The organism is Comamonas koreensis (assembly GCF_014076495.1).
Taxonomy (GTDB): Bacteria; Pseudomonadota; Gammaproteobacteria; order Burkholderiales; family Burkholderiaceae_C; genus Comamonas; species Comamonas squillarum.
The window spans coordinates 2,621,184-2,644,017 of the sequence record NZ_CP043575.1; the positions used below are offsets into that span (position 1 = coordinate 2,621,184).

Consider the following 22,834-nt stretch of genomic DNA (forward strand, 5'->3'; position numbering starts at 1 on the left):
AGGGCGGCGCGATGGCATGGATTGATATCGAGGACCTTAGCTTTGCCTACCCGGGCCAGCCGCCTGTCGTGGATGGCGTGCGCTGGCAGATGGCGCAAGGCGCCTTCCACTGCCTGCTGGGCCGCAGCGGCTGCGGCAAGACCAGCTTGCTGCAGCTGGTCGCCGGCCTGCTGCAGCCCCAGGCCGGGCGCATTGTGCGGGCTGGTGGTAGCCTGGCCGCACCCGGCCCGCAGCTGGGCGTGATGTTCCAGTCGCCCACCTTGCTGGACTGGCTGACGGTGCTGGACAATGTGCTGCTGCCGCTGTCGCTGCAGCGCAAGCCTACGGCGCAGGACCGTGACGCCGCCGAGCAGCTGCTGGCCCAACTGGGCCTGGCGTCGCTGACCCGGCAGCATCCCCGTCAGCTATCCGGCGGGCAGCAAAGCCGGGTGGCGCTGGCGCGGGCCTTGATTCGTGAGCCCGCCTTGCTGCTGCTCGACGAGCCCTTTGCCGCGCTGGACGCCATCACCCGCGCGGAGCTGCAAGACGAGCTGCTGCGCAGCTGCCGCGCGCGCGGCACCACCGTGCTCTTTGTCACCCATGACATCAACGAAGCCGTGTACCTGGGGGACCGGGTGGCGCTGATGCATGGCGGGCGCCTGGTGGCCGATATCGCCATTGACCTGCCGACGCCCCGCACCCAGGCCATGCGCCATGGCGCGGCCTTTAACGCCTATGCGGCCCAGGTGCGTGCCGCGATGGATGGGGCCAGCGCATGAACCCTCTCTTGATAGCCCGGCTCTGGGCCACTGCGTTGCTGGTGCTGCTGCTGGCCGTGTGGGAGGGCGCTGGGCGCCTGGGCGGCATCTCGGCCCTGGTGCTGCCCGTGCCGTCGGCGGTGCTGCAGGCCTTGTGGACGGGGCTCGCGTCCGGCTACTTTTGGCCGCATGTGGCGGCCACCGTGCAGGCGGTGCTGCTGGGCCTGGCTGCCGGTGCCTGTTTTGGCTTGCTGGCGGGTATGGCCTTGGCCGAGTCGGTGTTGCTGGAGCGCGTGCTCAAGCCCTATGTGGTCGTCAGCCAGGTGGTGCCCAAGCTGGCGCTGGCGCCGCTGTTTGTGCTGTGGTTTGGTTTTGGCATGCTGCCGACGGTGCTGATCACGGCGCTGGTCTGCTTTTTTCCGCTGATGGAAAACACCTTGACGGGCCTGCGCCAGGTCGATGCACAGCGCCTGCAGCTGTTTCGCATGCTGGGGGCCAGCCGTCTGCAGACCTTATTGCGGCTCAAGCTGCCCATGGGGTTGCCCGCGATTCTCGCGGGCCTGCGCGTGGCCGTGGTGCTGGCGCTGGTGGGTGCGGTAGTGGCAGAGTTCATGGGTGCCAGCCAAGGGCTGGGCGCGGTGGTGATTGCCGCCCAGGGAATGATGGACACCAGCTTGATGTTTGCCGCGCTCTTGCTGATTGCGGCGCTGGGCTTGCTGATGTACCAGGCTTGCCTGCTGCTGGAGCGCTGGTTGCTGCGTAGCCATGCAGTCGCTGGCGCCCCGGCAGGCCCGCGCCGTTGATTTTTAGATTTTTGCTCGATTGCTTCTGGATGGACCGCTTATGTCTGCACCTTTTCTGACGTCTTCCCTCTCGCGCCGCCGCTGGCTGGGCGCCTCTGCCGGCCTGTTGGGCCTGGGCCTGGCGGGTACGGGCATCACAGCGGGCGCTGCCGCGCCGGTCAGCGGCAAGATTCGCCTGGCCGGCTGGAGCAAGCCGATCAGCGAGATCACCAATATCCTGGCCGAGCCGGACAAGGGCTTTTTCAAAGCCCAGGGGGTGGACCTGACCTACCTGCCCGGTGCCGGCGGTGGCGACGCGATCCGCAATATCCTGAGCGGGCAGGGCGATGTGGCCTTTACCGATCCGGGCTCATTTTTTATGGCGCTGGACAAGGGCGAGAAGCTGGTCGCCATCTACGACATCTACCCGCAAAACGTTTTCAATGTCGTCTCGCTGCGCTCGAGCGGCATCCGCAGCCCGGCGGATCTGAAGGGTAAGACCATTGGCGTCTACAGCCTGGCCAGCGGCACGCGCCAGAACCTGATGGTGATGCTGCACCAGGCGGGGCTCAAGGAATCGGACGTGCGCATTGTCGTCACCGGCCTTTTGAACTTTGCACCGCTGATGCAAGGCCAGGTCGATGCGACTGCCGCCACTGACACCGGCCTGGCCGTGGGCCTGCGCAAGGGCATGGGCGAGGTGCATGTGATGCCTGTGCGCGACTACCTCAATATGTCCAGCGACATGTTTGTGGTGCGCCGGCAGACGCTGGAGCAGCAGCCGGCATTGCTGCAGGCCTTTTTGCGCGGCTACCGCGACAGCGCGGCCTGGATGATCGCCAACCCCGAAGAGGCCGCCACTCTGGCCACCAAGCGCGCGATCGATGGCACCCAGCGCGATATCAACCTCGATGTGATTGCGCTGCGCAATGCCTCGGCCCAGCCCACCCTGCGGCCGCAGGGCAAGGTCGCGCCGCTGGGCAGTTTTGACCTGGCTGCGCTGCAAAAGGGGGCTGACGCCTACCATGCGCTGGGCATGGTGCAGCAGCCCATTCAGGTGGCCGATGTGGTCGACAGCCGTTGGCTGCCAGGGGCCTGAGATGCTGGAGAGCAGTGCTTTGAATCTGCGCGGCAAGGTGGTGCTGGTCACCGGCGCCAGCCGTGGCATTGGCGCGGCCATCGCCCAGGCCTTTGCGCGCGAAGGCGCCACCGTGGCGGTGAACTACCTGGCCAATGAGGCCGCCGCCGCCCAGACCGTGGCCGCCTGCCAGGCCGCTGGCGGCAACGCCTGGGCCGTGCAGGCCGATGTGGGCAATCCGGCCGCGGTGGACGCGATGGCCCAGGCCATTGCGCAAGAGGCCGGGCCCATCGACGTCGTCGTGAACAACGCCTTGCGCCCCTATGCCTTTGACCCCGAGCGCCGGCAGCCGCTCGATGCACTGGCCTGGAGCGACTACCAGGCGCAGTTCGATGCCGCCGTGGGCGGCGCCTTCCATGTCTGCCGCGCGGTGCTGCCGCAGATGCGCCAGCGCGCCCGGGGCAGCATTGTCAATATCAGCAGCAACTTGGTGGAACACCCTGTCGTCGCCTACCACGACTACAGCACGGCCAAGGCCTCGCTGGTGGGCTTTAGCCGCAACCTCGCCAGCGAGCTGGGGCCCTTTGGCATACGCGTCAACTGCGTCGCCCCGGGCCTCGTCTACCCCACCCAGGGCAGCGCGCAAACCCGCGAGTCCTTCCGCGAATCGCTGATGGCTGCCACCCCGCTGCGCCGCCTGGCCAGCCCCGAGGATGTGGCCGGGCCGGTGCTGTTTCTGGCATCGGACCTGAGCCGGTTTATGACGGGGCAGGTGTTGTTGGTGGATGGGGGCTTGGTGATGCGCTGATGGGGCGATCAGGCGGCGCAAACCTCAGTCGTTCTCCCGTGGCAGTACATGCCTGAGCTCCAACTGGTCGCAGCTGTGGGGATGGAGTGCACCGTCCTGCTGCAGCTCCCCCACCTCAAAACCGTCTTCGACATCTTCGAAATACAGCAGGCCGTGGGGGAGGTGGGCGACGACCAATACCTGCTCTAGCTGGCCCAGGCGATGGATGGGGACCGGGTAAAAAGGCTGCCGACATCCAGTGAAAAGCGCCTGTTGCGCTGCGCTGCAGTTGGAGAGTTGCTTTTCAACAATCGCTTCCAACGCATCGACGGTGACGGGTTCCCAGGTACTCATATTGGTGCTTGGAGCTGATTACGGACGCACAGTATGCTATGGCACCCAGGGGCCCTCGGGTCCTCGCAAAGACTGATCAGCAGAAACGGACAACCATGGTCTTCCTGGCAATCACCCCCGAAGGCCTTCAGCAGGCCTTGATCGCAGCAGAAAAAACGGGCCAGCCGGTGTGGTGCGGCTCGAATGCGATTTCCCAAGAGGCGTTTAGCGCTATGGCAGGGAGCGGCCTTTCGCGCTTTGACTACGCCTTGGACCCGAAAGACACAGATACTTTGGCCGGCGCGCTCGACACCATAGCGCAACACCACCCGGCTAGCATCGTCTGGTTGGAAACAGCCCCCGCTGCGGACGACTGAGCCGGGCAGCGCGGTTGCTGGCCAGCGGCCCAGCTGCCGCACCACGACATCCATGAAAAACATCCAGGTCATCGATGGCGCGCTGAACTGCGTCTACGACATCTTTGCTGCGACGGAGCAGGAGTTCGCGCTGATCTTCCCCAGCGGCCAGGACATCGCCTTCATCGACGACGTCTATGCAGCTGCACCCGATGCGGCGGCCTTGGACAAAGCCTTTGATAGCCTATGGACCCGGCGGCTTGCCAAGGCGCAGGTGATGGGCATCCATGGCCAGCTGTTTTATGGACTTGACGAGAAAAAACCCTTCTATCCCAGCCGGCGCGACGAAGAAGCCCAGAACCCGGACGGATCGCGGCTTCGCTAAGACCAGGCAAAGCATCGCGCGAGCCCAAGAAGGAAGCGACATCCAGCCTGTTGGCTGACATGCAGCGGCGCGCTGCCACGGCACAATAGCGCCCTTGGGATGGCGGGGCCAGCTTGGGACTACGTGCTGCCGCCTTGCCATCTGCTGCATCAAAAATCAGAACAGGAAACCCATCAACCATGGCCAGCCGCGCCCTGGTATGGATGCGTCGCGATTTGCGTTGCGACGACCATGCCGCTCTCTACCATGCCTTGCGCCGCTTTGAGCAGGTGTATTGCGTCTTCGTTTTTGACACCGACATCCTGGATTTGCTGCCCACGCGCGAGGACAGGCGGGTGGACTTTATCCATGCCAGTGTGTTGGCGCTGGACGATGACTTGCGCCAGTTGGCGGCAGGCAGCGGCGCGCCGGGTGCGGGTCTGCTGGTACGCCATGGGTCGGCTGTGCAAGAGGTGGTGCAGCTGGCGCAGGCCTTGGGCGTGCAAGAGGTGCTGACCAACCGCGACTACGAACCCGAGGCCATTGCCCGCGATGCGCGCGTGGCCGGCGATTTGCAAGCCGCCGGCATCGCCCTTAGCGATTACAAGGACCAGGTGCTGCTGGACCGCGATGAGGTGCTGACCCAGCAAGGCCATCCCTACAGCGTGTTCACGCCCTACAAGCGCGCCTGGCTGCAAAAGCTCGATGCCTTCCAGTGCAAGGCCTACCCGGTGGCGCGCTATGCCGGGCATCTGGCGGCATTGCCCAAGGGCGAGGCGATTCCGTCGCTGGCCGATCTGGGTTTTCAGCCCAGCAATCTGGCGTCGCTCAAGATTCCCACCGGCAGCCGGGGCGCGCAGCTGCTGCTGCAGGATTTTTTGCCGCGCATGGCGGCCTACCAGGACGCGCGGGATTTTCCGGCGGTCAAGGGCGTCTCCTACCTGTCGGTGCATCTGCGCTTTGGCACCGTGTCGATCCGCCAGCTGGCCGCCCTGGCCGTGGCGCAGGCGCGCACGGGCTGCGAGGGCGCGCAAACCTGGCTGTCGGAGCTGGCCTGGCGCGACTTTTACGCGATGATTCTCTGGCACCACCCGCAGGTGGTGACCCAGTCGTCCCGCCCCATCTACGACAAGGTGCAGTGGGACGACGCCCCTGAGCTGTGGCAGGCCTGGTGCGAGGCACGCACCGGGTACCCGTTGGTGGACGCCGCCATGCGCCAGCTGCTGCAGACCGGTTATATGCACAACCGCCTGCGCATGGTGGTGGCCAGCTTTTTGACCAAGGACCTGGGCATTGACTGGCGCGCGGGCGAGCGCTTTTTTGCCCAGCACCTCAATGACTATGACCTGTCATCGAACAATGGCGGCTGGCAGTGGGCGGCGTCGACGGGCTGCGACGCCCAGCCCTGGTTCCGCATCTTCAACCCCATCACCCAGTCCGAGCGTTTTGACCCGGATGGCAAGTTCATCCGCCGCTATCTGCCAGAACTCGCCAAGGTGCCTGACCGGTATATCCACTTTCCCGCTGCGATGAAGCCGCTGGAGCAACAAGCCTGCGGTCTGCAGCTGGGGCGCGACTACCCGCAGCCGGTGGTGGACCACGGCCGGGCGCGTGAGCGGACCTTGATGCGGTTTCACTTTATGAAGAATCCGGATTGACCGGATGAGACGCTCGGCGGTGAGGCAGGGCAGGGCTCGCCGCAAGCGCCATAGCTTGATCAGTGCCGCTGCGTGAACATGCCGATGGGCAGCCGCATTGCGATGCGCCTGCCTGGGGGCAATCCATGCAGGGCTTCGGCGTCCAGGGTTTCCTGGAGGCGTTGCCCGGGTTGCAGCAGCTGCTGAAAACCCAGCCTGGCATAAGCAGGGGCACACCATGCCACATCGGAAAACGTCGTCAAGGTCAGCGCGCTCAGCCCCTGTGCCAGGGCGTGCTGGTACGCACTGGCCATGAGCAGGCGGCCGATGCCCCTGCGCTGCCAGTCCGTGTGGACGGATAACTCCCAGATGTGAAGCTCGGTGTCGACAATCTCCGTGCTGATGAAACCGGTCAGCACTCCTTCATCCGTCTCGGCCACCCATACCGATTGTTGGAGGATGCGGCTTTCATGCGCAGCCTGCGCTATCAGCGGGCCGTCTGCCAGCCAGGCCAGGCCGGCGGCATCGCTATACAGCTGGGCGGCAGACTTTTCAATGGCTGGTAAATCTGCGGCGTCGGTGAGACGGGCAGGGCGAATCAACATGCGGGGGCTCCAGATCCATACCGTGTTCGCTGGGGATGGGGTCGAACGGTCTGGCATTCTAGTTCTGGCCAGAGGCATCGGGGGCTCTGAACGCCGCGCTGCTGGGCAGCAAATATCCAGCTGGCTGGCACTGACGGAGCCGATCTGGTCGATCGGCTCCACACACGCCCCCTCAAAAATCAATCAATCTTCAAGCCAATCGCGCTGATCACCGAACCATAGCGGTCCAGCTCGGCCTTGGTGAACTTGGCCAGCTCGTCCTGGGTGCTGGCCTTGCTGCGCACGCCCAGCTTGGTCAGGCGATCCTTGGCGTCGGCATCGGCCAGGGCTTCGTTGAGTGCCTGGTGGAGTTTGGCCAGCACCTCGGGGCTGGTTTTGGCGGGGGCGTAGAGGGCGTACCAGGCGTTCACGACAAAGTTGGGGTAGCCGCTTTCGGCGAAGGTGGGCACATTGGGCAGCTCGGGCAGGCGCTCGGTGCTGGCAACGGCCAGGGGCCGCACCTTGCCCGAGGTGATCAGTGGCGTGGCGCTGGTCAAGGTGTCAAAGATCATGTCGATGCGGCCGCCCATCAGGTCCATGGTGTGGGCATTGCCGCCCTTGTAGGGCACATGGGTCATGTCCACGCTGGCGGCCCGCTTGAACAGCTCGGCACTCAAATGCAGCGGCGAGCCATTGCCGGCCGAGCCGTAGGTGAGGGTGGCCGGCGTTTTTTTCGCCTGTTCCACGACTTGCTTGACATCATTGAACGGCGAGTTGGTGGCGACTTCCAGCACGATGGGGGCTTCGCCGATCATGCCGACCGGGGCGAAATCCTTGATCGCGTCATAGCCGGGCTGGCGGTACAGGTGCGGGCTGATCGCGTGGCTGGAGAGGGAGCCCAGCACCAGCGTGTAGCCGTCACCGGGCGCCTTGGCCGCCAGCGCGGTGCCGATGGTGGTGCCCGCGCCGCCACGGTTGTCAACGATCACGGACTGCTTGAGGATCTCCCCCATCTTCTGGCCCACGATACGGCCCACCGCATCGTTGGCGCCGCCTGCCGGGTAGGGCACGATCAAGGTGATGGGCTTGGCGGGATAGGCGGCGTCTGCCGCTTGGCTGGCCAGCGGGGCGAGGCCCAGCAGCAGGCTGCTGGCAAGGAGGAAGCGGCGGCGCGTGGTGGCAGAAGCAGGGTTGGAAGCGAACATGGTGGGACACCTCAAGGGCTGGTGGTTCAAATATGACTTCAGGGCTGAAGACGCAATGGTTCTTGGTGGTTATTTGATCAAAACAATCAAAATTGATAATTTTTTGAACGCTTCGATCAGAACTCTTTTTGCCAAAGTCTCCAATCAGGACTTTCCCCGAGTTGGTGCATGCACCATGGTGCGGAATCGCTGCACATTGGCGGTGCGTATGGGGCCAGATGTAATGGGGTTCGACCTAAACTCACTGCTTCCACGATCAAATCGATCATTTCTGGTGCGTTGAATCAAGGGTTAACCCTTGTTTTATCCCGCTTTGATTGAATTATGATTGAATCAATCAATTTTAAGGCTTGGTGTGATGACTGAGTCGACCGAAAGCACCTGCATGAGCCCGCGTTCCCTCCCGCGTTACCTCGTTCTCGCCGATGACCTCTCCGGTGCAGCCGACTGCGCTGCGGGGTTTGCGAGCGCTGGTCTCTCCACCAGCGTGCTGCTGGATGCGCAAGCCAGCGCTGGTGCCCAGAGCGATGTGGATGTGCTGACGGTAGACACCAACAGCCGGCGCGATACGGCGGCTGAGGCTGCTGCCAAGCTGCAGGCAGTGCTGGCCGCGCCAGCATCCCAGGGCCGCCGGGTGCTCAAGAAAATCGACTCCACCTTGCGGGGTGGTTGGGCGCAGGAGGTGGCGGTGCTGCAAAGCGCGCTCCATGCCATTGCGCTGGTGGCCCCTGCCTTCCCGCAGATGGGCCGCACGATGCAGGGCGGCGTGGTGTATGTGCACGGCGTGCGCCTGGCCGATACCGCTACCTGGCAGCTGGAGCATGCAGACCGCGAGGACCGCGCGGCGCAGCAGCTGCATGCCGCCGGCCTGCGCTGCGACAACCTGCCCGCCAGCGTGCTCGATGCAGGCCCAGAAGCGACCGCACAAGCAATTGCCCATGCACGTGAGCAGGGCGTGCAGGCGCTGGTATTGGATGTGCTCCATGACCAGCATCTGCAGACCTTGGCCCAGGCTAGCCTCCAGGTAGAGCAGGCTTTTTGCGTGTGCTCTGCCGGCCTGTCGCATGCGCTGGCGCAGCAGGTACCGGCTTTGCCGGCATCGGTCGGTTCCTTGGATGTACCGCATGCCGCCGGGCGTTTGCCCAGCGTGGTTACCGTCGTTGGCAGCATGTCGGCGATTGCGCAGCAGCAGCTCACGTATTTGGCCGAGCAGCCAGGCACGCGGCTGCATGTGGTGCATCCTGGCTGGTTGCGCAGCGACGCGCAGACGACCCAAGGCCAGAAACTGGTGCAGACCCTGGTGCAGACCATCAGCGACGAAGTGGCCCAGGGCCTGGATGTCGTGGTCAGCCTGGGAGCAGATGCGCAGACCGACCCGGCCGAAGGCCCGATGCTGGCACGGCAGCTGGCCCGCTTGCTGCACGCGCCCATGGCCGCCGCCGCAGGTCTCGTCATCACCGGCGGTGAAACGGCCCGGGCGGTACTGGAAGAACTGCAACTGCGCCGCCTGCGCGTGCATTCCGAGAGCGAGCCCGGCGTGGTGCTGTGCATCACCGAGAACCAGGACATCGAACAAGACACCCCGCGCCAGTGGATTGCCACCAAGGCCGGCGCCTTTGGCCATCCCGCATCGCTGCAGCGCGCAAGCCGCGCCATCCATTCATTGCTGGCTGCCAGCACCCATGGCGGCCACACCGACCCACTCCCTACAGAAAGCAAGCAAAGATGAGCCATTCCCTGCCCGTCATCGGAATCACCATGGGAGACGCTGCCGGCGTGGGCCCTGAAATCATTGTCAAGAGCTTTGCGAACGACAGCCTGTACAGCCTGGCCAAAGCCGTGGTCATTGGCGACGCCAGGCGGCTGCAGAAGGCCAATGCGCTGATGGGCACCCAGGTGCGTGTGCGGGCGATCGAGGACATTGCCGATGCAGCCTTTGAGCGGGGCGTCATCGACTGCATTGATCTGCAGCTGATCCCGGATGACCTGGCCTTTGGCAAGCTCTCGCCCATTGCGGGTGATGCCGCCTTCCGCTTTATCGAGCGCGCGGTGGAGCTGGCCAAGGCCCAAAAGATCGACGCTATCTGCACCGCGCCGCTGAACAAGGAAGCACTGCATGCCGGCGGCCACAAGTTTCCCGGCCACACGGAGATGCTGGCGCACCTCACCGGCGTGGAAGAGGTCTCGATGATGCTGGTTGCGCCCAATCTGCGCGTGATCCATGTGACCACACATATCGGCTTGCTCGATGCCATCCGCAAGATCGAGCCGGGCCTGGTCGAGCGCACCATCCAGCGCGGCTACGACACCTTGCGCAAGGCGAGCATCGCCAACCCACGGATTGCAGTGTGTGGCATCAACCCGCATGCCGGTGAGAACGGCCTGTTTGGCTATGGTGAGGAAGAAGAAAAGATCATCCCCGCCGTGCAGAAGCTGCGCGACAAGGGTATGGACATTGAAGGCCCACTGCCGGCCGACACGCTGTTCTTCCGCGCCGGGCGCGGTGATTTCGACCTGGTGGTTGCCATGTACCACGACCAGGGCCATGGCCCCGTCAAGGTGCTGGGCCTGGAGGCGGGCGTGAACATCACCGTGGGGCTGGATGTGATCCGCACCTCGGTGGACCACGGCACGGCGTTTGACATTGCCGGCAAGGGCATTGCCGATGAGCGCAGCCTGCTCGAAGCTCTGCGCCAGGGCGCAGAACTCGCAACGCGCAGCTAAAAAATCCAGGAGACAAACACATGCATATCCACAGCACCGTCCTCAGTGGCCACAAGGTCCTCGACGACATCGCCTACCTGGTAAGCGGCAAGCACAAGCTGCTGTTTGTCAGCGACCAGAACATCTCCGGCATCGCAGGCGTGCAGGCGCTGTTGGCCCAATTGCGGCGCGCGGCCGCCGAGGTGCAGGTGATTGACGATGTGCCGCCCGAGCCATCGGATGCGGATGTGGAGCGGATTCTGCAAGAGCGCGATCTGCGCGGGGTGGACTTTGTCGTCGGCGTGGGCGGCGGCAGTGTGCTGGATGTGGCCAAGCTGCTGTCGGCACTGGCGCACCCGGAGTCGCCCAGCTTGGCCGAGCTGCTGGCGGGCACCAAGGTCACGCAGCGGGTCAAGGCGCTGATTGTGCCGACGACGGCGGGCACAGGCTCGGAAGCCACGCCCAATGCGATCCTGGCGATCCCTGCGCGCGAGACCAAGCAGGGCATCATCTCCCCGGTGCTGCTGCCCGACTATGTGGCCCTGGCGCCGGAGCTGACGGTGACCATGCCGCACAAAATTGCGGCTTCGACCGGGGTCGATGCGCTTTGCCACCTGATCGAGTGTTTTACCGCCAGCATTGCCAACCCGGTCGCCGACAACTACGCGATGATCGGCATGAAAAAGCTGTTCGAGAACATCGAGCTCTCGGTAGCCGAACCCGACAACCTCGAAGCCAAGCTCAATATGCTCTGGGCCTCGTACTACGGCGGCGCCTGCATTGCCCATGCGGGCACGCACCTGGTCCATGCCATGTCCTACCCGCTGGGCGGCAAGTACCACATCCCGCATGGCGTTGCCAATGCGATCTTGCTCGCGCCTTGCTTTGAATGGCTGCGCCCGCTGTGCGTTGCCAAGCTGGCACGCGCTTACGAGCTGGTGCCCGGTGCCAATATGGCGCTGGACGACGAAGGCAAATCGCATGCGCTGGTGGCCTACTTTGCCGATCTGGTCCAGCGCCTGCGCCTGCCGGCCAGCCTGCAAGAGCTGGGCATTGGCCGCAATCACCTGCCCGATCTGGTGAAGGCCGCGCTCGATGTGCAGCGCCTCATCAAGAATGTGCCCGGGGCCGTCACGGGCGCCGATATCGAAAAGGTCTACCTGAAGCTGTTTAACTGAGACAACACCATGGCAAACAAGCAAAAACTCCAAGGCATTCTGACGGCCATCATCACCCCCATGGACGCGGAGGACCGCTTTGCCGAGGCGCCGTTCCGCGAGCAGATCGACCGCCAGATCAAGGCGGGTAACGGCATTTTCTGCGGCGGCACGAATGGCGAATTCTTTGCGCTGACCGAGGGGGAGAAGCGCCGCGTCGCCGAGGTGGCGATGGAGCAAGTCGCTGGGCGCGCCAGCGTGGTCGGCCATGTGGGCGAGGTATCGACGGCCGAATGCATCCGCGCAGGCCGCGAGATTGCCCGCCTGGGTGTGGATGCGGTCGCCGCCATCACGCCCTGGTTTGTGCCGCTGTCGCAGGATGAGCTGCATGGGCATTTCAGCGCGATTGCCGATGCGCTGGAGGTGCCCGTTTACCTCTACAACATCCCCGCGCGCACCGGCAACACCATTGCGCCAGAGACCGCCAAGCGCCTGGCCGCGCACCCCAATATCTCCGGCATCAAGGACAGCGCCGGCAGCCATGAAAGCCTGAGCGGTTTTCTGAAAGTCGCCAAGGAAGTGCCGGATTTTGTCGTGTTCAACGGGCCTGACAGCCTGATCCACCAAGGCTTTGTCGAAGGCTGCGCCGGCGCTGTATCGGGCCTGGCCAATGCGGCGCCGCGCGAGGTCAATGCGATCTGGACGCGCTTTGCCGCGGGTGACATTGCCGGCTCGCGCCAGCAGCAAGAGAGGGTCACTAGCCTGCGCGAGGCGCTCTACAAGGTCTGCTTTGCGCCAGCCGCCGTCAAGCGCGCGGTGCAACTGCTGGGCTACCACGTGGGCAACAGCAAGTACCCCGTGCGCATCAGCGCCGAGCAGGAGGCGCAGATGCGCGAAATCCTGCAGGCCCATGGCATATCGGGTTGAGGCGTTGCGGACTCGGTTAAGCTCTTATCCGTTATCGCTATTGCGCTGTAGCCAGCCACGCATCCCATGAAGGTCGCCAACCGACGAGAGTCCATTTTGCATGCCGTGCATTCGGGCATGACCGATGTCGCCGCGCTGTGCGCGAGGTTTGCCATCTCCGAGGCCACCGTGCGCCGTGACCTGCAGGCGCTGCAGCAGGACGGCCGCCTGCTGCGCGTCTACGGTGGCGCCGTGGCGGCGCCCATCCGCCATGAGCCCGAAGAATCGCTGGAGTTGCGCAAGGTGCATGACGGCGAGGCCAAGGCCACGATCGCGCGCAAGGCCATCAGCCTGATCGAGCCGGGCGACACGATCTTTATCGATGGCGGCACCACCACCGATGCGCTCGCGCGCCTACTGCCCAAGGACGATTCGCTGCGCATCATCACCAACAACCTGCTGGCGCTGAACACGCTGAGCAGCCGTGATATCCCCGTCACCTTGATCGGCGGCGACTTGCGCCGGGGCAGCATGAGCGTCTACGGGTCGCTCGCCGACATGGCGCTCGAGCGCCTCACATTCGACAAGGTGTTTTGCAGCGCCGATGGCATCGATGCCGAGTTTGGCGTTTGCGAAGGCTCGATCGAGCAGGCCTGGTTCAAGGAAAAGCTGTTCCGCCGCACGCGCGAGGTCTATCTGCTGGCCACTGCTGAAAAGCTGGGCCGCAAGTCGCAGATGAACTGGTCGCCCATTCACCGCCAGTGGACCTTGATCACCGATGCCGCGCCCGAAAGCCATGCCGTGCAGGCTTTTGGCAACCACCCCTTTGTGACGGTGGTGCCGGTCGCCTGATTGGCGTGGCTCCCCTAGCTGCGGACCCACTCAAGGCCTGAGCAGCACCTTGCCTTTGCGGCCTGGTTGCAGGCTGGCAGCTGCCGCTTGGGCGGCATCGCCCAGGTCGTAGATGGCCTCGGTCGGCAGCTTCAGTTCACCACCCACAATGCGTTGGATCAGCTCAGCGATCAGGCGGCGTTTGTCCTGGGCGGACAGGGCCTCGCTCACCTTGCTGCCCCAAAAGCCTTTGACGGTGGCCTGTTTGAAGATCATCGCGCCCGAATCAATCTGCATTGGCTCGCCGGCCATGGTGCCAAACGACACCAGCGTGCCGCCTTCGCCGAGCAAAGCCAATAGCGCTGCGCTGGATGCGCCGCCAATCGAATCGACAGCGGCGTAAGCACCTTGGGGGCCGAGCAGCGCGCTGGCGCTGTGCTTCCAGTCCGCTTGCGCGGTTGACAGGACATTGGCAATGCCCAAGTCACTGAGCTCCTGCACACCTGCATCGCGGCGCACCAGGTTGAGCACCTGCACGCCGCGTGCGCTGGCCAGCATGGCCAGGGTCTTGCCGACGGCGCCATTGGCCGTGTTCTGCGCAATCCATTGACCGGGTTGCACGTTCAAAAACTCCAGCAGCATCAAGGCGCTGAGCGGCATGGCGATGAGCTGGGCGGCTACCTCATCGGGAATGGCCTCGGGCACGGGCACCAGCAGGCGCGCGGGCGCCAGAAAGTGCTCGGCCCAGGTTCCGTGGACGCCGGCTACCGCGACGCGCTGCCCCAGCGTGACGCCTTCGACACCCGCGCCGAGCGCATCGACCACGCCCACGGCCTCGCTGCCGCCAATGGCGGGCAGCTCGGGCTTGTAGCCGTAGCGGCCACGGATGGTCCAAAGATCATGGTTGTGGATGGGGGCGAGCAAGGTCTTGATGCGAACCTCGCCGGCGGCGGGTTGGGGCATGGGCTGCTCGCCCAGGGTCAGGACTTCGGCGGGCTCGCCAAAGGTGGAGTGAATCGCACTGCGCATGGGGGCTGTCCTTATTGGGCCAGCATCGACAGCAGGGCCTGGGCCACGGCTTCGCTGCTGGCGGGGTTCTGGCCGGTGACCAGGCGCCCGTCGACCTCGACATGCACCTGCCAATCCGGGCCCTTGTGGTAGTCGGCGCCCTGACGGATGAATTCATCTTCAATCAAAAAGGGCACCACGGCAGTGAGGCCCACTGCGTTTTCTTCGCTGTTCGTAAACCCCGTCACGCGGCGGCCTGCCACCAGGGGCTGGCCATCGGCGGCCTTAACTTTGATGAGGGCGCCCGGCGCATGGCAGACCAGACCCAGCGGCTTGCCTGCGCGCTCAAAGGCCTCCAGCAGTGCAATCGATTTGGCGTCATTGGCGAGATCCCACAGCGGGCCATGGCCACCGGGGTAGAAGACGGCATCAAAGTCATCGGCTTGGATCTGGGCCAGTGGCGTGGTCGCTGCCAACGCGGCCTGTGCCTGCGGGTCCTTACGGAAGCGCTCGGTGGCGGCAGTCTGGGCATCGGGCTCGTCGCTCTTGGGGTCCAGTGGCGGCTGGCCGCCCAGCGGGGATGCGAGTGTGATTTCGGCGCCTGCGTCCTGGAATGCGTAGTAGGGCGCGGCAAATTCTTCCAGCCAGAAACCGGTCTTGCGGCCTGTGTCGCCAAGACGGTCGTGCGAGGTCAGTACCAATAGAACTTTCATGGGGACTCCTTGGGGGATGAAGGGAGGGGTTGGGGAGAGGAGAGGGTGGATGCGTTGCAGGTCAGCAAATGCACGGTGGCGGCCCGCGCTTGCACCAGAGACGATCGGTCCTGGCTCAGCTTGGCCAGCAGCGCCGCGCCCAGCCACATCTGGTAGAGCACACGCGCGACCACCAGCGACGGCGGGCCCGCAGGCAGCGAGCCATCGCTGCGCGCCTCGTCAATGACGGCAGCGATCCTGGCCAGCAGCCGCTGCACGCCGCCATCGAGCACCTGGCGCATTTCTTCGGACAGGTCAGCAACCTCGGCCGCGAGCTTGACCACCAGGCATTCTTCGGCCCAGCCGCAGTGCGCATCACCGGGCGCTGCGATCCATGCGTCCCAGTAGCGCATCAGGCGTTCATAGCCCGTGCCATCGGCTGCCAGCAGGCCCTCGACCTTGCGGCCATAGCCTTCGACATACTGCAGCAGCAACGCGCAGCCAAAGGCCTCTTTCGACGGGAAGTAGTGGTAGAACGAGCCCTTGGGCACGCCGCAGGTCTTGAGGATTTCCTGCAGGCCCACCGCTGCAAAACCTTTGCGCAGCACGAGCTGGTGCCCGGTATCGAGGATGTGCTGGCGGGTGGCTTGCGCTTTCTGGGTCAAGGTCATGGGCTCGATGGTAGTAAAAAATAGACCGGTCGTCTAGTTAATCGAAAAATACCCCATACTCGGTGTGGCTTGACCGTTGCAGAGGTGGGAGCGGTTGCCGACAAGGCACTCCACACGCGACCCCCCAGGCGTCTGTCTCGGAGAAGCATCTTCATCTTCCCAGATGGTGGTCCATGCTGTCGCACCGGTGGCGCGCCTGCTGTCAGCCATTGCCGCAAGTGACTGTCATTGGGGGCTGTATATGAAACAAGCAGGTACTGCTATGCTATGTTTGTGACAGCTGCAGGATGACAACATCTGACCGGTCGGAGGCTGGTGTGTTGCAAACCTGATTTTTCATGGCGATGCGCCCGCAGAGGAGGCCGTATGAGATCCCGTGCAAAGTCTTTGTCGGAGCTGCAAATCACCGTGGTTACCCCGGACCAGATCAAGCTGTTCAAGATGGCTTATCTCGCAGGGGTCACCGATGCGGCCGCCATTTTTGATGCCGACAGTGCGCTGGTCGCCAGCGACGAGGTGGCCAAGCGTATCACGCGGGCCTTGGACGAGGCCGTGGCCTCTTTCGAAGACGATTGCCTCTCGGTCGGGCCTTGCGATCTGGCGCCAGAGTCCGATACCTAGTGCCGCGCACAGCCCCCCAGCCAGCCCCGCTCGCGGGGCTTTTTGACGCCTGCATGCCGCGCAGGACTTTGCGCAGGGGTCATAGAAAATTCATCTGACACAGCTGTTAGGAGTTGTTCGTCAATCTTAAAATGAAACGGTCGTCACAAATTAGGATGATCGATGGATTCCATCACATGGTTGCTGCTGACCTATAAAGTCCCGGCCGAGCCCACAGCCAAACGCATGGCGCTGTGGCGGCGCCTCAAGGCCCTGGGGGCCGTGTACCTGCAAAACGGTGTGTGCCTGCTGCCCAAGACCGATGACCATGTGCGCCGGCTCAAGGTGCTGGAGAACGACATTGCCGCGATGGACGGGGACTGCGTGCTGCTGGAGACCATTGCGCTCGACCGGCGGCAGGAGGACAAGGTCATCACCCGCTTCAAGGCCGACCGCGACGACCAGTACCGCGAACTGTTGGGCCGCTGCCAGGATTTCGAGGCCGAGATCGCCAAGGAGATCGCGATCGAGAAGTTCACTTATGCCGAGCTGGATGAAGAAGAGACCGACCTGAAAAAACTGCAGGCCTGGTACGAGAAGATCCGCAAGCTGGACTTTTACGACGCGCCGCTGGCAGTGACGGCGGCCGAGCGCCTGCAGCACTGCGAATCCTTGCTGGAGGCCTATGCCCAACGGGTGTATGACGCGCATGACGAAAACCGTTGAAACCCCCGAGCCCGCAGGCGACAGCGCGTTGCAGCGCGGCGCACGCGCAGTGCCGCGCAGCGTCTGGGCGCTGGGCTTTGTCTCGATGCTGATGGATATCTCGTCCGAGATGGTGCATGCGCTCTTGCCGATCTACATGGTGGCGGTGCTGGGCACCTCGGTACTGGCGGTGGGCCTGATCGAGGGCATCGCCGAGGCCACGGCCTCCATCGTCAAGGTGTTTTCCGGCGCGATCAGCGACCGCTTTGGCAAGCGCAAGCTGCTGGCCGTGCTGGGCTATGGCCTGGGCGCACTGACCAAGCCGGTGTTTCCGCTGGCAGGCGGCCTGGAATGGCTGGTGGGCGCGCGCTTTGTGGACCGGGTGGGCAAAGGCATTCGCGGCGCGCCCCGTGATGCGCTGGTGGCCGATGTGACGCCACCGCATTTGCGCGGCACCGCCTACGGTCTGCGCCAGACCCTGGACACCATCGGCGCCTTTACCGGCCCCTTGCTGGCCATCGGCCTGATGTGGTGGACGGCGGACAACTACCAACTGGTGTTCTGGCTGGCGGTGCTGCCCGCGTTTGCGGCGGTGGCGGTGCTGGTGTTTTTTGTGAAAGAGCCCGCAACGCCGGTCGCCCAACGGCCGCGCCAGCTGCCCTTGCGCAGGCGCGAGCTGCAGCGTTTGCCCCGGGCTTACTGGGTGGTGGTGGGCCTGGGCCTGGTATTCACGTTGGCGCGGTTCAGCGAGGCGTTTTTGATCTTGCGCGCGCAGTCGGCCGGCCTGCCGCCCATGTGGGCGCCTGCGGTGCTGGTGGTCATGGGGCTGGCGTACGCGCTGTCGGCCTATCCGGCCGGGGCGCTGTCGGACCGCCGCCCCCGGCAGGATGTGCTGCTCGCCGGCTTGTTCTTGCTGGTGGCCGCCGATCTGGTGCTGGCCTTGGTACCCGGTGTGCTGGGCCTGGGGCTGGGCGTGGCGCTGTGGGGCCTGCATATGGGTTTTAGCCAGGGCCTGTTCAACGCGATGATTGCCGACAGCGCGCCGGCCGAGCTGCGCGGCACGGCCTTTGGCATTTTCCATTTGCTCACCGGTGTGGCCTTGCTGCTGGCCAGCGTGATGGCCGGGCTGCTCTGGGATGCCATTGGCTACCAGGCCACCTTTGTCTGCGGCGCGGCCTTTGCGCTGCTGGCGGCGCTGGGGCTGCTGCTGCAGCGCGGGCGGGGTTGAGCAGCCGGTCAAATTCAGCGCTGGTGGTTTGAGACGGCCCTTCGGGGCCGTTTTTGACGTGAATGCCTGCGGGTGGTGCTCAGCCGCAGCTTTATCGATGTCCAAACATTTATCAAGACTCATTCTCATTTAAAATACCGCGCGGCACTGCCAGGCCTGCGGTATCACAGGCATGCTCAGGCGCCCCGGGCCATGCCGCTGTGGCGGGCCCTGTTCACAGGATGGTCAAGATGCAAACAGCCCCCACCCCCCCACCTGCAGCCGGCCTGCTGGGCTACCGCACGCGTGTCGCGTCGCGGGCCATCGCCGCCATTGGCGGCGGTTATGCCTTGGCAGCGGCTTCTGCCGCAGCGGGGGCCGTGGGCTTTCAAACGCTGGGCATGGCCCGGGTGGATGCGACGATGGCGGCCACGATGCTGGCCTTTGTGGTCTACGCGATCGCGGCGATGTGGGCCTTTGCCTGTGCAACGGCCGTGCGCGCCTGGCTGGGCATTGCGCTGCCAGCGGCGGCCCTTGCGCTGATCGCCTGGGTGCTGGCGCCGGGAGCAGCGGCATGAGGGTCGACGGCAAACCCGAGGGCCTGCGGCAGTCGATGGCCTGGTTGCATACCTGGAGCGGGCTGCTGCTGGGCTGGCTGCTGTATGCGGTGTTCTTTACCGGCACCTTGAGCTTTTTTCGCAATGAGATCACCGACTGGATGCGGCCCGAGCTGCACCAGTCCGTGCCCGATGCGGACACCGCCCAGCGCGGGCTGGATGCCATGCAGGCGATTGCGCCCAAGGCCACGACCTGGACCTTGTCGCTGCCCAATGAACGCCAGACGGCGATCGAGGCCTCCTGGCGCGAGCCCGGTGCTGCGGCTGGCCGGGCAGGGACCCAGCGCGCCACCTTGGATGCCGGCACCGGCGAGCAGCTGCAGCCGCGCGAGACGCGGGGCGGCAGCTTCTTGTACCGCTTCCATTTCGAGCTCTATGCGATGCCGCGCATCTGGGGTCGCTGGATTGTGGGCTTTGCGACGATGCTGATGCTGGTGGCCATCATCAGCGGCGTCATCACGCACAAGAAGATCTTCAGCGACTTCTTCACCTTCCGCCCACGCAAGGGCCAGCGATCCTGGCTCGATGCGCACAATGCCACGGCCGTGCTGGCGCTGCCTTTTCACCTGGTGATCACGTTCAGCGGCCTGGTGCTGCTGATGAACATGCTGATGCCCTGGGGCGTGCAGACCGCCTACAGCGGCGACAGCAGTGCCTATTTCTCCGAGCTGCGGGGCAACCGCCAGGCACAGCCGGGCGCGGGCAATGCCAATAGCGGTAATGGCCCGCGTGAGGGCGGTCGTGCCAGCCGCGAGGCCAATGCCGATGCCGATACGCCCGTCGCAACCGTCGCAATGGCACCCGTGGGCCCGATGGTGGAGGCAGCGTTGCAGCAGTGGCCGGTGCATGGCGTGGGCAGCATCACCGTCAATGCTCCCGGCACTGCCCGCGCGACCGTGGAGCTGCGCGAGGGTGGGGGCTCCAGCCTGGTCAACCGGGGCGCGGCATCGACCTTGCTGTTTGATGGCGTGAGCGGCGAGCCGCGCCAGGCGCCAGAGGCCGCTGCCATCTCGTGGCCGCGTGCGACCAGCAATGTCGTATCGAGCCTGCACCTGGGCCGCTTTGCCGAGCCGCTGGTGCGCTGGCTGCTGTTCTTGAGCGGCGTGGTTGGCACCACGATGGCAGCCACCGGCATGGTGCTCTGGGTGGTCAAGCGCCTGCCCGAGCGGCGCAAGCTCGGCCGCACGCCCCATGGCCACCGCTTGGTGGAGGTGCTCAATGTGGGCGCGATCGCCGGTCTGTCGGTCGCCACGGCCTCGTTCTTCTGGTTCAACCGCTTATTGCCTGCCGATCTGGTTGGCCGCAGCGATTGGGAGATTCGCGGCTTCTTTACGGTGTGGGCGCTATGCCTGCTGCACCCCCTGCTGCGCCCGCACCGCCAGGCCTGGCGCGAGCAGATGCTGCTGGCCGCCGTGCTGCTGGCCTTGTTGCCGCTGCTCAATGGCCTCAGTGGCGGTGCATGGCTGCCCCAAAGCATTGCGCATGCGCAGTGGAGCATTGCCGGCTTTGACTTGATGATGCTGGCGCTGGCCGCCTTGCATGGCTGGGTCGTGTGGTGGCTGGCGCGCAGTGGGCAGACTGCGACCCCTGCAGCGCGCCAACCGGCAGCCGCTGCCAAGCCAGCCGCCACGGATACCGGTTTGCTGGCGCCGCATGCCGCCGTGGCCAGCGCGATGGAGCAGCAACGATGATCGCCATCGCAAGTCTGCTGTGGGCCTTTGCCGGTTTTGCGGCGCTGGCGGCCGCCATGGACCGCCATGAGGAACCACTGGGTACCGCCGCGCTCGCCCCCACGCAGCGGCATGGCTGGCAGGCGGGCGGCAGCGCCTTGCTATTGCTATCGCTGATGGCCTGCTTGCAGCGCTGGAACGCCTCGGTCGGCATCGCCGCTTGGCTGGGCCTGCTGACCTTGGCCGCGATGGCCTGGGGCCTGGTGCTGACCTATGCGCCCGAGCGCGCCAGTCGCTTGGCCTTGGCTGCCGCAGCCTGGGGGCTGCTGGCAGCGGCCATCGCCTACTGAACGCACAACGCCGCGCCAGGCAATGGCCTGGCGCGGCGTTGTTGTCTCAAGGGCAGTCTGTTTTAGCCCTGGTTGGTCTGCTTGTAGGCGCGGTTGGCGCGTTCCCACGCAGCCTTTACAGCAGGCTCAGCCTCTGGCCAGCCCAGGCGGCTTTGGGCACGCTCTTGCTGCCAGCGGCGCTCCCAGTCGCTGCGCGCATCGTCCCAATCGACCAGGCCATCACGCACCGACTGGTAGCCGGCGCGGTAGGCTGGCGCATAGTCGTCATAGGTATAGCCTTCGGCAAAGTAGGGCTCGCGCTGGTAGGCGTCGGCCCAGTAGGCATCCTCGGCAGTAGGGTTGACGGCCTCGGCAGCGCCCTTGCCGGCCAGGCCGCCAATCACGGCGCCCACGACACCGCCCACGGCGGTGCCGACAGGCCCTGCGACCGAGCCTGCGGCCGCGCCGGTCAACGCGCCACCGGCGGCACCAATGCCAGTGCCAATGGGGTGGGCTCCGGGCTCATCGGTGATGGGATCGGGGTTGAGTTTGGGATCTTGAGGATGGGTCATGCTGCGCTCCTGGGTTTGGTGGAGGACTTGGGTCCTGGTGCTTCCATGGTGCGGCGCTGACCGCGACCGGGCCGTAGGACAAGCGCAGCAGCGCTGGTACGACGGGCCTGCGCGGGGCTGTCACCACCGCCTTGCAGCCAGGTAGCGGCGGACCACAAGGCAGCAGGGCGTTTGCCTGACAGACGGCGTCTGCATCTGGCTGCACACTGGTTGCAGCGCAGCCGTTTGCCACTTGGATGCGGGCTGGATCTGCCCCCAGCCAGGAATCTTCCTCAACGATGGCCCAGAAGCCCACGCCATGATCCGATTGCAGTATTCTTTGGAGCTTGCCTATACGGTGCTGACCCCCAGCGCCGACTTTTTCTTCAACTTCCACCCCGCCTTCACCCCGCAGCAGTCGGTGGTGCAAGAGCACTTGAGCGTCAACCAGGCCGGTGCCACCTGGCAGCTGCAGCAAGATGCCGACGGTCAGCGCAGCCTGCGGCTGCAGGCGCAAAGCGGCCCGCTCCAGCTCAACTACCAGGCCACCGTCGAGATGCGCCACTACAGCGACGACCCCGAGAGCATTGCCGAGGTGCCGCTCTACCAATTGCCGCTAGAAGCGCTGCGCTATATCTACCCCAGCCGCTACTGCCAGTCCGACCGGCTCGCCGCCTATGCCTACGATCTGTTCGGCCAACAGGCGCCGGGTTATGCGCGTGCCCAGGCCGTGTGCAACTGGGTGCAGCAGCATGTGAAGTTCCGCTCCAACAGCAGCAGCGGTACCACCTCGGCCGTCGATACCTTGGTCGAGTGCGTCGGCGTTTGCCGCGATTTTGCGCACCTGATGATTGCCATGTGCCGCGCCATCAACCTGCCTGCCCGCTTTGTGACAGGCACCGATTACGGCGCCGACCCGGCCTTGGGTCCGCCCGATTTCCATGCCTATGTCGAGGTCTACCTGGGCGGGCGCTGGTACATGTTTGACCCTTCAGGTACTGCCATTCCGATGGGCATGATGCGGCTGGCTACCGGCCGTGATGCCGCCGATGCGGCGTTCGCGACCATCTTTGGCGGCGTCACCAGTGATGCGCCGCGCATCGAGGTGGTCGCTGAGCACGATGGCGGGCAGTGGCAGCTGCCGGTGCACACCAGGCAGGGCCTGTCAACGGCGCTGGTCTGAGCTGGAGCGCCACCCGCGCAACTGCCTTGATACGGCGCAAAGACCTGCCAGTGCGCCTGGCAACCGTGTGGCCCAAAAAAAATGCCGCCCCAATGGGGCGGCAGTGCATTCAAGAAGAAAGCCGATCCTGTCAAACAGGGT

27 protein-coding genes are annotated in these 22,834 nt (G+C 64.8%); 20 read left to right on the top strand and 7 right to left on the bottom strand.

All coding sequences use genetic code 11. The features are described from left to right. Positions 1-11 precede the first annotated feature (11 nt). The 4 genes from F0Q04_RS11740 to F0Q04_RS11755 are packed head-to-tail and all read left to right on the top strand — an operon-like array spanning position 12 to position 3,405. On the top strand, positions 12-758 hold the full coding sequence (locus F0Q04_RS11740) for an ABC transporter ATP-binding protein (protein WP_182340653.1): 747 nt from the start codon (positions 12-14) through the stop codon (positions 756-758). Beyond that, positions 755-1,540 carry an ABC transporter permease gene (locus F0Q04_RS11745; protein WP_182340656.1) on the top strand — a complete coding sequence of 262 codons (786 nt, stop codon included), beginning with the start codon at positions 755-757 and terminating at the stop codon, positions 1,538-1,540. The genes F0Q04_RS11740 and F0Q04_RS11745 overlap by 4 nt, the downstream gene beginning before the upstream one ends. A 40-nt stretch (positions 1,541-1,580) precedes the next feature. After that, the gene (locus F0Q04_RS11750) at positions 1,581-2,618 is read left to right on the top strand and encodes an ABC transporter substrate-binding protein (protein ID WP_182340659.1); all 1,038 of its coding nucleotides are present in this window, start codon (positions 1,581-1,583) and stop codon (positions 2,616-2,618) included. 1 nt (position 2,619) lies between these two features. Further along, entirely contained in the window at positions 2,620-3,405 is a 786-nt protein-coding gene (locus tag F0Q04_RS11755) for an SDR family oxidoreductase (RefSeq protein WP_232539314.1), read from the top strand. 24 nt (positions 3,406-3,429) lie between these two features. Here F0Q04_RS11755 and F0Q04_RS11760 read toward each other — a convergent pair whose 3' ends face one another. Beyond that, entirely contained in the window at positions 3,430-3,738 is a 309-nt protein-coding gene (locus F0Q04_RS11760; protein ID WP_182340665.1) for a hypothetical protein, read from the bottom strand. 95 nt (positions 3,739-3,833) lie between these two features. Between F0Q04_RS11760 and F0Q04_RS11765 the strand changes: the two genes are divergently transcribed. The 3 genes from F0Q04_RS11765 (at position 3,834) to F0Q04_RS11775 (ending at position 6,095) form a co-directional block, all read left to right on the top strand. Next, positions 3,834-4,094 (top strand): hypothetical protein, encoded by a 261-nt coding sequence (locus tag F0Q04_RS11765; RefSeq protein ID WP_182340668.1) that lies wholly within the window; start codon positions 3,834-3,836, stop codon positions 4,092-4,094. Between the two features lie 52 nt (positions 4,095-4,146). Beyond that, complete coding sequence (locus F0Q04_RS11770) at positions 4,147-4,458, top strand: hypothetical protein (protein ID WP_182340671.1); 312 nt, start codon at positions 4,147-4,149, stop codon at positions 4,456-4,458. Between the two features lie 179 nt (positions 4,459-4,637). Further along, positions 4,638-6,095, top strand: coding sequence for a cryptochrome/photolyase family protein (locus F0Q04_RS11775; protein WP_182340674.1), 1,458 nt, complete (start codon positions 4,638-4,640; stop codon positions 6,093-6,095). A 59-nt stretch (positions 6,096-6,154) separates the two neighbouring features. On the opposite strand, the gene F0Q04_RS11780 is transcribed toward F0Q04_RS11775, so the two are convergent. Beyond that, positions 6,155-6,679, bottom strand: a complete 525-nt coding sequence (locus tag F0Q04_RS11780) for a GNAT family N-acetyltransferase (protein WP_182340677.1) — start codon at positions 6,677-6,679, stop codon at positions 6,155-6,157. A gap of 179 nt (positions 6,680-6,858) precedes the next feature. Continuing rightward, positions 6,859-7,863, bottom strand: a complete 1,005-nt coding sequence (locus tag F0Q04_RS11785; protein WP_182340680.1) for a Bug family tripartite tricarboxylate transporter substrate binding protein — start codon at positions 7,861-7,863, stop codon at positions 6,859-6,861. On the opposite strand from F0Q04_RS11785, the gene F0Q04_RS11790 reads away from it, so the two are divergent. The 6 genes from F0Q04_RS11790 (at position 7,862) to F0Q04_RS11815 (ending at position 13,481) form a co-directional block, all read left to right on the top strand. After that, complete coding sequence (locus F0Q04_RS11790; RefSeq protein ID WP_182340683.1) at positions 7,862-8,146, top strand: hypothetical protein; 285 nt, start codon at positions 7,862-7,864, stop codon at positions 8,144-8,146. The genes F0Q04_RS11785 and F0Q04_RS11790 overlap by 2 nt on opposite strands. 102 nt (positions 8,147-8,248) lie before the next feature. Next, a complete protein-coding gene (locus F0Q04_RS11795) occupies positions 8,249-9,592 on the top strand; it encodes a four-carbon acid sugar kinase family protein (protein ID WP_182340686.1) in 1,344 nt (447 codons plus the stop codon). After that, positions 9,589-10,587, top strand: a complete 999-nt coding sequence (gene pdxA, locus F0Q04_RS11800) for a 4-hydroxythreonine-4-phosphate dehydrogenase PdxA (RefSeq protein WP_182340688.1) — start codon at positions 9,589-9,591, stop codon at positions 10,585-10,587. Before F0Q04_RS11795 ends, pdxA begins: the two co-directional genes overlap by 4 nt. Positions 10,588-10,607: 20 nt before the next feature. Then, positions 10,608-11,744 (top strand): iron-containing alcohol dehydrogenase, encoded by a 1,137-nt coding sequence (locus F0Q04_RS11805; protein ID WP_182340691.1) that lies wholly within the window; start codon positions 10,608-10,610, stop codon positions 11,742-11,744. Between the two features lie 9 nt (positions 11,745-11,753). After that, positions 11,754-12,650: a dihydrodipicolinate synthase family protein gene (locus F0Q04_RS11810; protein ID WP_182340694.1), complete on the top strand. Its 897-nt coding sequence runs from the start codon at positions 11,754-11,756 to the stop codon at positions 12,648-12,650. Between the two features lie 66 nt (positions 12,651-12,716). Then, on the top strand, positions 12,717-13,481 hold the full coding sequence (locus F0Q04_RS11815; RefSeq protein ID WP_182340697.1) for a DeoR/GlpR family DNA-binding transcription regulator: 765 nt from the start codon (positions 12,717-12,719) through the stop codon (positions 13,479-13,481). A 30-nt stretch (positions 13,482-13,511) separates the two neighbouring features. Here F0Q04_RS11815 and F0Q04_RS11820 read toward each other — a convergent pair whose 3' ends face one another. The 3 genes from F0Q04_RS11820 to F0Q04_RS11830 are packed head-to-tail and all read right to left on the bottom strand — an operon-like array spanning position 13,512 to position 15,831. Continuing rightward, entirely contained in the window at positions 13,512-14,489 is a 978-nt protein-coding gene (locus F0Q04_RS11820; RefSeq protein WP_182340700.1) for a zinc-binding dehydrogenase, read from the bottom strand. An 11-nt stretch (positions 14,490-14,500) separates the two neighbouring features. Further along, positions 14,501-15,181: a type 1 glutamine amidotransferase domain-containing protein gene (locus F0Q04_RS11825; RefSeq protein WP_182340703.1), complete on the bottom strand. Its 681-nt coding sequence runs from the start codon at positions 15,179-15,181 to the stop codon at positions 14,501-14,503. Beyond that, the gene (locus F0Q04_RS11830) at positions 15,178-15,831 is read right to left on the bottom strand and encodes a TetR/AcrR family transcriptional regulator (protein ID WP_182340706.1); all 654 of its coding nucleotides are present in this window, start codon (positions 15,829-15,831) and stop codon (positions 15,178-15,180) included. Before F0Q04_RS11830 ends, F0Q04_RS11825 begins: the two co-directional genes overlap by 4 nt. A gap of 366 nt (positions 15,832-16,197) precedes the next feature. Between F0Q04_RS11830 and F0Q04_RS11835 the strand changes: the two genes are divergently transcribed. The 6 genes from F0Q04_RS11835 (at position 16,198) to F0Q04_RS11860 (ending at position 20,980) form a co-directional block, all read left to right on the top strand. Beyond that, a complete protein-coding gene (locus tag F0Q04_RS11835; protein WP_182340709.1) occupies positions 16,198-16,452 on the top strand; it encodes a hypothetical protein in 255 nt (84 codons plus the stop codon). Between the two features lie 162 nt (positions 16,453-16,614). Next, positions 16,615-17,157 carry a Chromate resistance protein ChrB gene (locus F0Q04_RS11840; RefSeq protein ID WP_116926924.1) on the top strand — a complete coding sequence of 181 codons (543 nt, stop codon included), beginning with the start codon at positions 16,615-16,617 and terminating at the stop codon, positions 17,155-17,157. Further along, positions 17,141-18,364, top strand: coding sequence for an MFS transporter (locus F0Q04_RS11845; protein WP_182340711.1), 1,224 nt, complete (start codon positions 17,141-17,143; stop codon positions 18,362-18,364). The genes F0Q04_RS11840 and F0Q04_RS11845 overlap by 17 nt, the downstream gene beginning before the upstream one ends. Positions 18,365-18,594: 230 nt before the next feature. Next, positions 18,595-18,921, top strand: coding sequence for a DUF3649 domain-containing protein (locus F0Q04_RS11850; protein WP_232539315.1), 327 nt, complete (start codon positions 18,595-18,597; stop codon positions 18,919-18,921). Then, positions 18,918-20,651: a PepSY-associated TM helix domain-containing protein gene (locus tag F0Q04_RS11855; RefSeq protein ID WP_182340714.1), complete on the top strand. Its 1,734-nt coding sequence runs from the start codon at positions 18,918-18,920 to the stop codon at positions 20,649-20,651. The genes F0Q04_RS11850 and F0Q04_RS11855 overlap by 4 nt, the downstream gene beginning before the upstream one ends. Then, positions 20,648-20,980 (top strand): DUF3325 family protein, encoded by a 333-nt coding sequence (locus F0Q04_RS11860; RefSeq protein WP_182340717.1) that lies wholly within the window; start codon positions 20,648-20,650, stop codon positions 20,978-20,980. The genes F0Q04_RS11855 and F0Q04_RS11860 overlap by 4 nt, the downstream gene beginning before the upstream one ends. Positions 20,981-21,042: 62 nt before the next feature. Here F0Q04_RS11860 and F0Q04_RS11865 read toward each other — a convergent pair whose 3' ends face one another. Then, positions 21,043-21,531, bottom strand: coding sequence for a hypothetical protein (locus F0Q04_RS11865; protein WP_116926920.1), 489 nt, complete (start codon positions 21,529-21,531; stop codon positions 21,043-21,045). A 298-nt stretch (positions 21,532-21,829) separates the two neighbouring features. Between F0Q04_RS11865 and F0Q04_RS11870 the strand changes: the two genes are divergently transcribed. Beyond that, positions 21,830-22,693 (top strand): transglutaminase-like domain-containing protein, encoded by an 864-nt coding sequence (locus F0Q04_RS11870; protein ID WP_116926990.1) that lies wholly within the window; start codon positions 21,830-21,832, stop codon positions 22,691-22,693. Positions 22,694-22,834 lie beyond the last annotated feature (141 nt).

Excerpts from the sequence above, each read along its gene's own strand:
- F0Q04_RS11740 (WP_182340653.1), top strand. The coding sequence starts at position 12 with ATGGCATGGATTGATATCGAGGACCTTAGCTTTGCCTACCCGGGCCAG.
- F0Q04_RS11745 (WP_182340656.1), top strand. The coding sequence starts at position 755 with ATGAACCCTCTCTTGATAGCCCGGCTCTGGGCCACTGCGTTGCTGGTG.
- F0Q04_RS11750 (WP_182340659.1), top strand. The coding sequence starts at position 1,581 with ATGTCTGCACCTTTTCTGACGTCTTCCCTCTCGCGCCGCCGCTGGCTG.
- F0Q04_RS11755 (WP_232539314.1), top strand. The coding sequence starts at position 2,620 with ATGCTGGAGAGCAGTGCTTTGAATCTGCGCGGCAAGGTGGTGCTGGTC.
- F0Q04_RS11760 (WP_182340665.1), bottom strand. The coding sequence starts at position 3,738 with ATGAGTACCTGGGAACCCGTCACCGTCGATGCGTTGGAAGCGATTGTT.
- F0Q04_RS11765 (WP_182340668.1), top strand. The coding sequence starts at position 3,834 with ATGGTCTTCCTGGCAATCACCCCCGAAGGCCTTCAGCAGGCCTTGATC.
- F0Q04_RS11770 (WP_182340671.1), top strand. The coding sequence starts at position 4,147 with ATGAAAAACATCCAGGTCATCGATGGCGCGCTGAACTGCGTCTACGAC.
- F0Q04_RS11775 (WP_182340674.1), top strand. The coding sequence starts at position 4,638 with ATGGCCAGCCGCGCCCTGGTATGGATGCGTCGCGATTTGCGTTGCGAC.
- F0Q04_RS11780 (WP_182340677.1), bottom strand. The coding sequence starts at position 6,679 with ATGTTGATTCGCCCTGCCCGTCTCACCGACGCCGCAGATTTACCAGCC.
- F0Q04_RS11790 (WP_182340683.1), top strand. The coding sequence starts at position 7,862 with ATGGTGGGACACCTCAAGGGCTGGTGGTTCAAATATGACTTCAGGGCT.
- F0Q04_RS11785 (WP_182340680.1), bottom strand. The coding sequence starts at position 7,863 with ATGTTCGCTTCCAACCCTGCTTCTGCCACCACGCGCCGCCGCTTCCTC.
- F0Q04_RS11795 (WP_182340686.1), top strand. The coding sequence starts at position 8,249 with ATGAGCCCGCGTTCCCTCCCGCGTTACCTCGTTCTCGCCGATGACCTC.
- pdxA (WP_182340688.1), top strand. The coding sequence starts at position 9,589 with ATGAGCCATTCCCTGCCCGTCATCGGAATCACCATGGGAGACGCTGCC.
- F0Q04_RS11805 (WP_182340691.1), top strand. The coding sequence starts at position 10,608 with ATGCATATCCACAGCACCGTCCTCAGTGGCCACAAGGTCCTCGACGAC.
- F0Q04_RS11810 (WP_182340694.1), top strand. The coding sequence starts at position 11,754 with ATGGCAAACAAGCAAAAACTCCAAGGCATTCTGACGGCCATCATCACC.
- F0Q04_RS11815 (WP_182340697.1), top strand. The coding sequence starts at position 12,717 with ATGAAGGTCGCCAACCGACGAGAGTCCATTTTGCATGCCGTGCATTCG.
- F0Q04_RS11820 (WP_182340700.1), bottom strand. The coding sequence starts at position 14,489 with ATGCGCAGTGCGATTCACTCCACCTTTGGCGAGCCCGCCGAAGTCCTG.
- F0Q04_RS11825 (WP_182340703.1), bottom strand. The coding sequence starts at position 15,181 with ATGAAAGTTCTATTGGTACTGACCTCGCACGACCGTCTTGGCGACACA.
- F0Q04_RS11830 (WP_182340706.1), bottom strand. The coding sequence starts at position 15,831 with ATGACCTTGACCCAGAAAGCGCAAGCCACCCGCCAGCACATCCTCGAT.
- F0Q04_RS11835 (WP_182340709.1), top strand. The coding sequence starts at position 16,198 with ATGAGATCCCGTGCAAAGTCTTTGTCGGAGCTGCAAATCACCGTGGTT.
- F0Q04_RS11840 (WP_116926924.1), top strand. The coding sequence starts at position 16,615 with ATGGATTCCATCACATGGTTGCTGCTGACCTATAAAGTCCCGGCCGAG.
- F0Q04_RS11845 (WP_182340711.1), top strand. The coding sequence starts at position 17,141 with ATGACGAAAACCGTTGAAACCCCCGAGCCCGCAGGCGACAGCGCGTTG.
- F0Q04_RS11850 (WP_232539315.1), top strand. The coding sequence starts at position 18,595 with ATGCAAACAGCCCCCACCCCCCCACCTGCAGCCGGCCTGCTGGGCTAC.
- F0Q04_RS11855 (WP_182340714.1), top strand. The coding sequence starts at position 18,918 with ATGAGGGTCGACGGCAAACCCGAGGGCCTGCGGCAGTCGATGGCCTGG.
- F0Q04_RS11860 (WP_182340717.1), top strand. The coding sequence starts at position 20,648 with ATGATCGCCATCGCAAGTCTGCTGTGGGCCTTTGCCGGTTTTGCGGCG.
- F0Q04_RS11865 (WP_116926920.1), bottom strand. The coding sequence starts at position 21,531 with ATGACCCATCCTCAAGATCCCAAACTCAACCCCGATCCCATCACCGAT.
- F0Q04_RS11870 (WP_116926990.1), top strand. The coding sequence starts at position 21,830 with ATGATCCGATTGCAGTATTCTTTGGAGCTTGCCTATACGGTGCTGACC.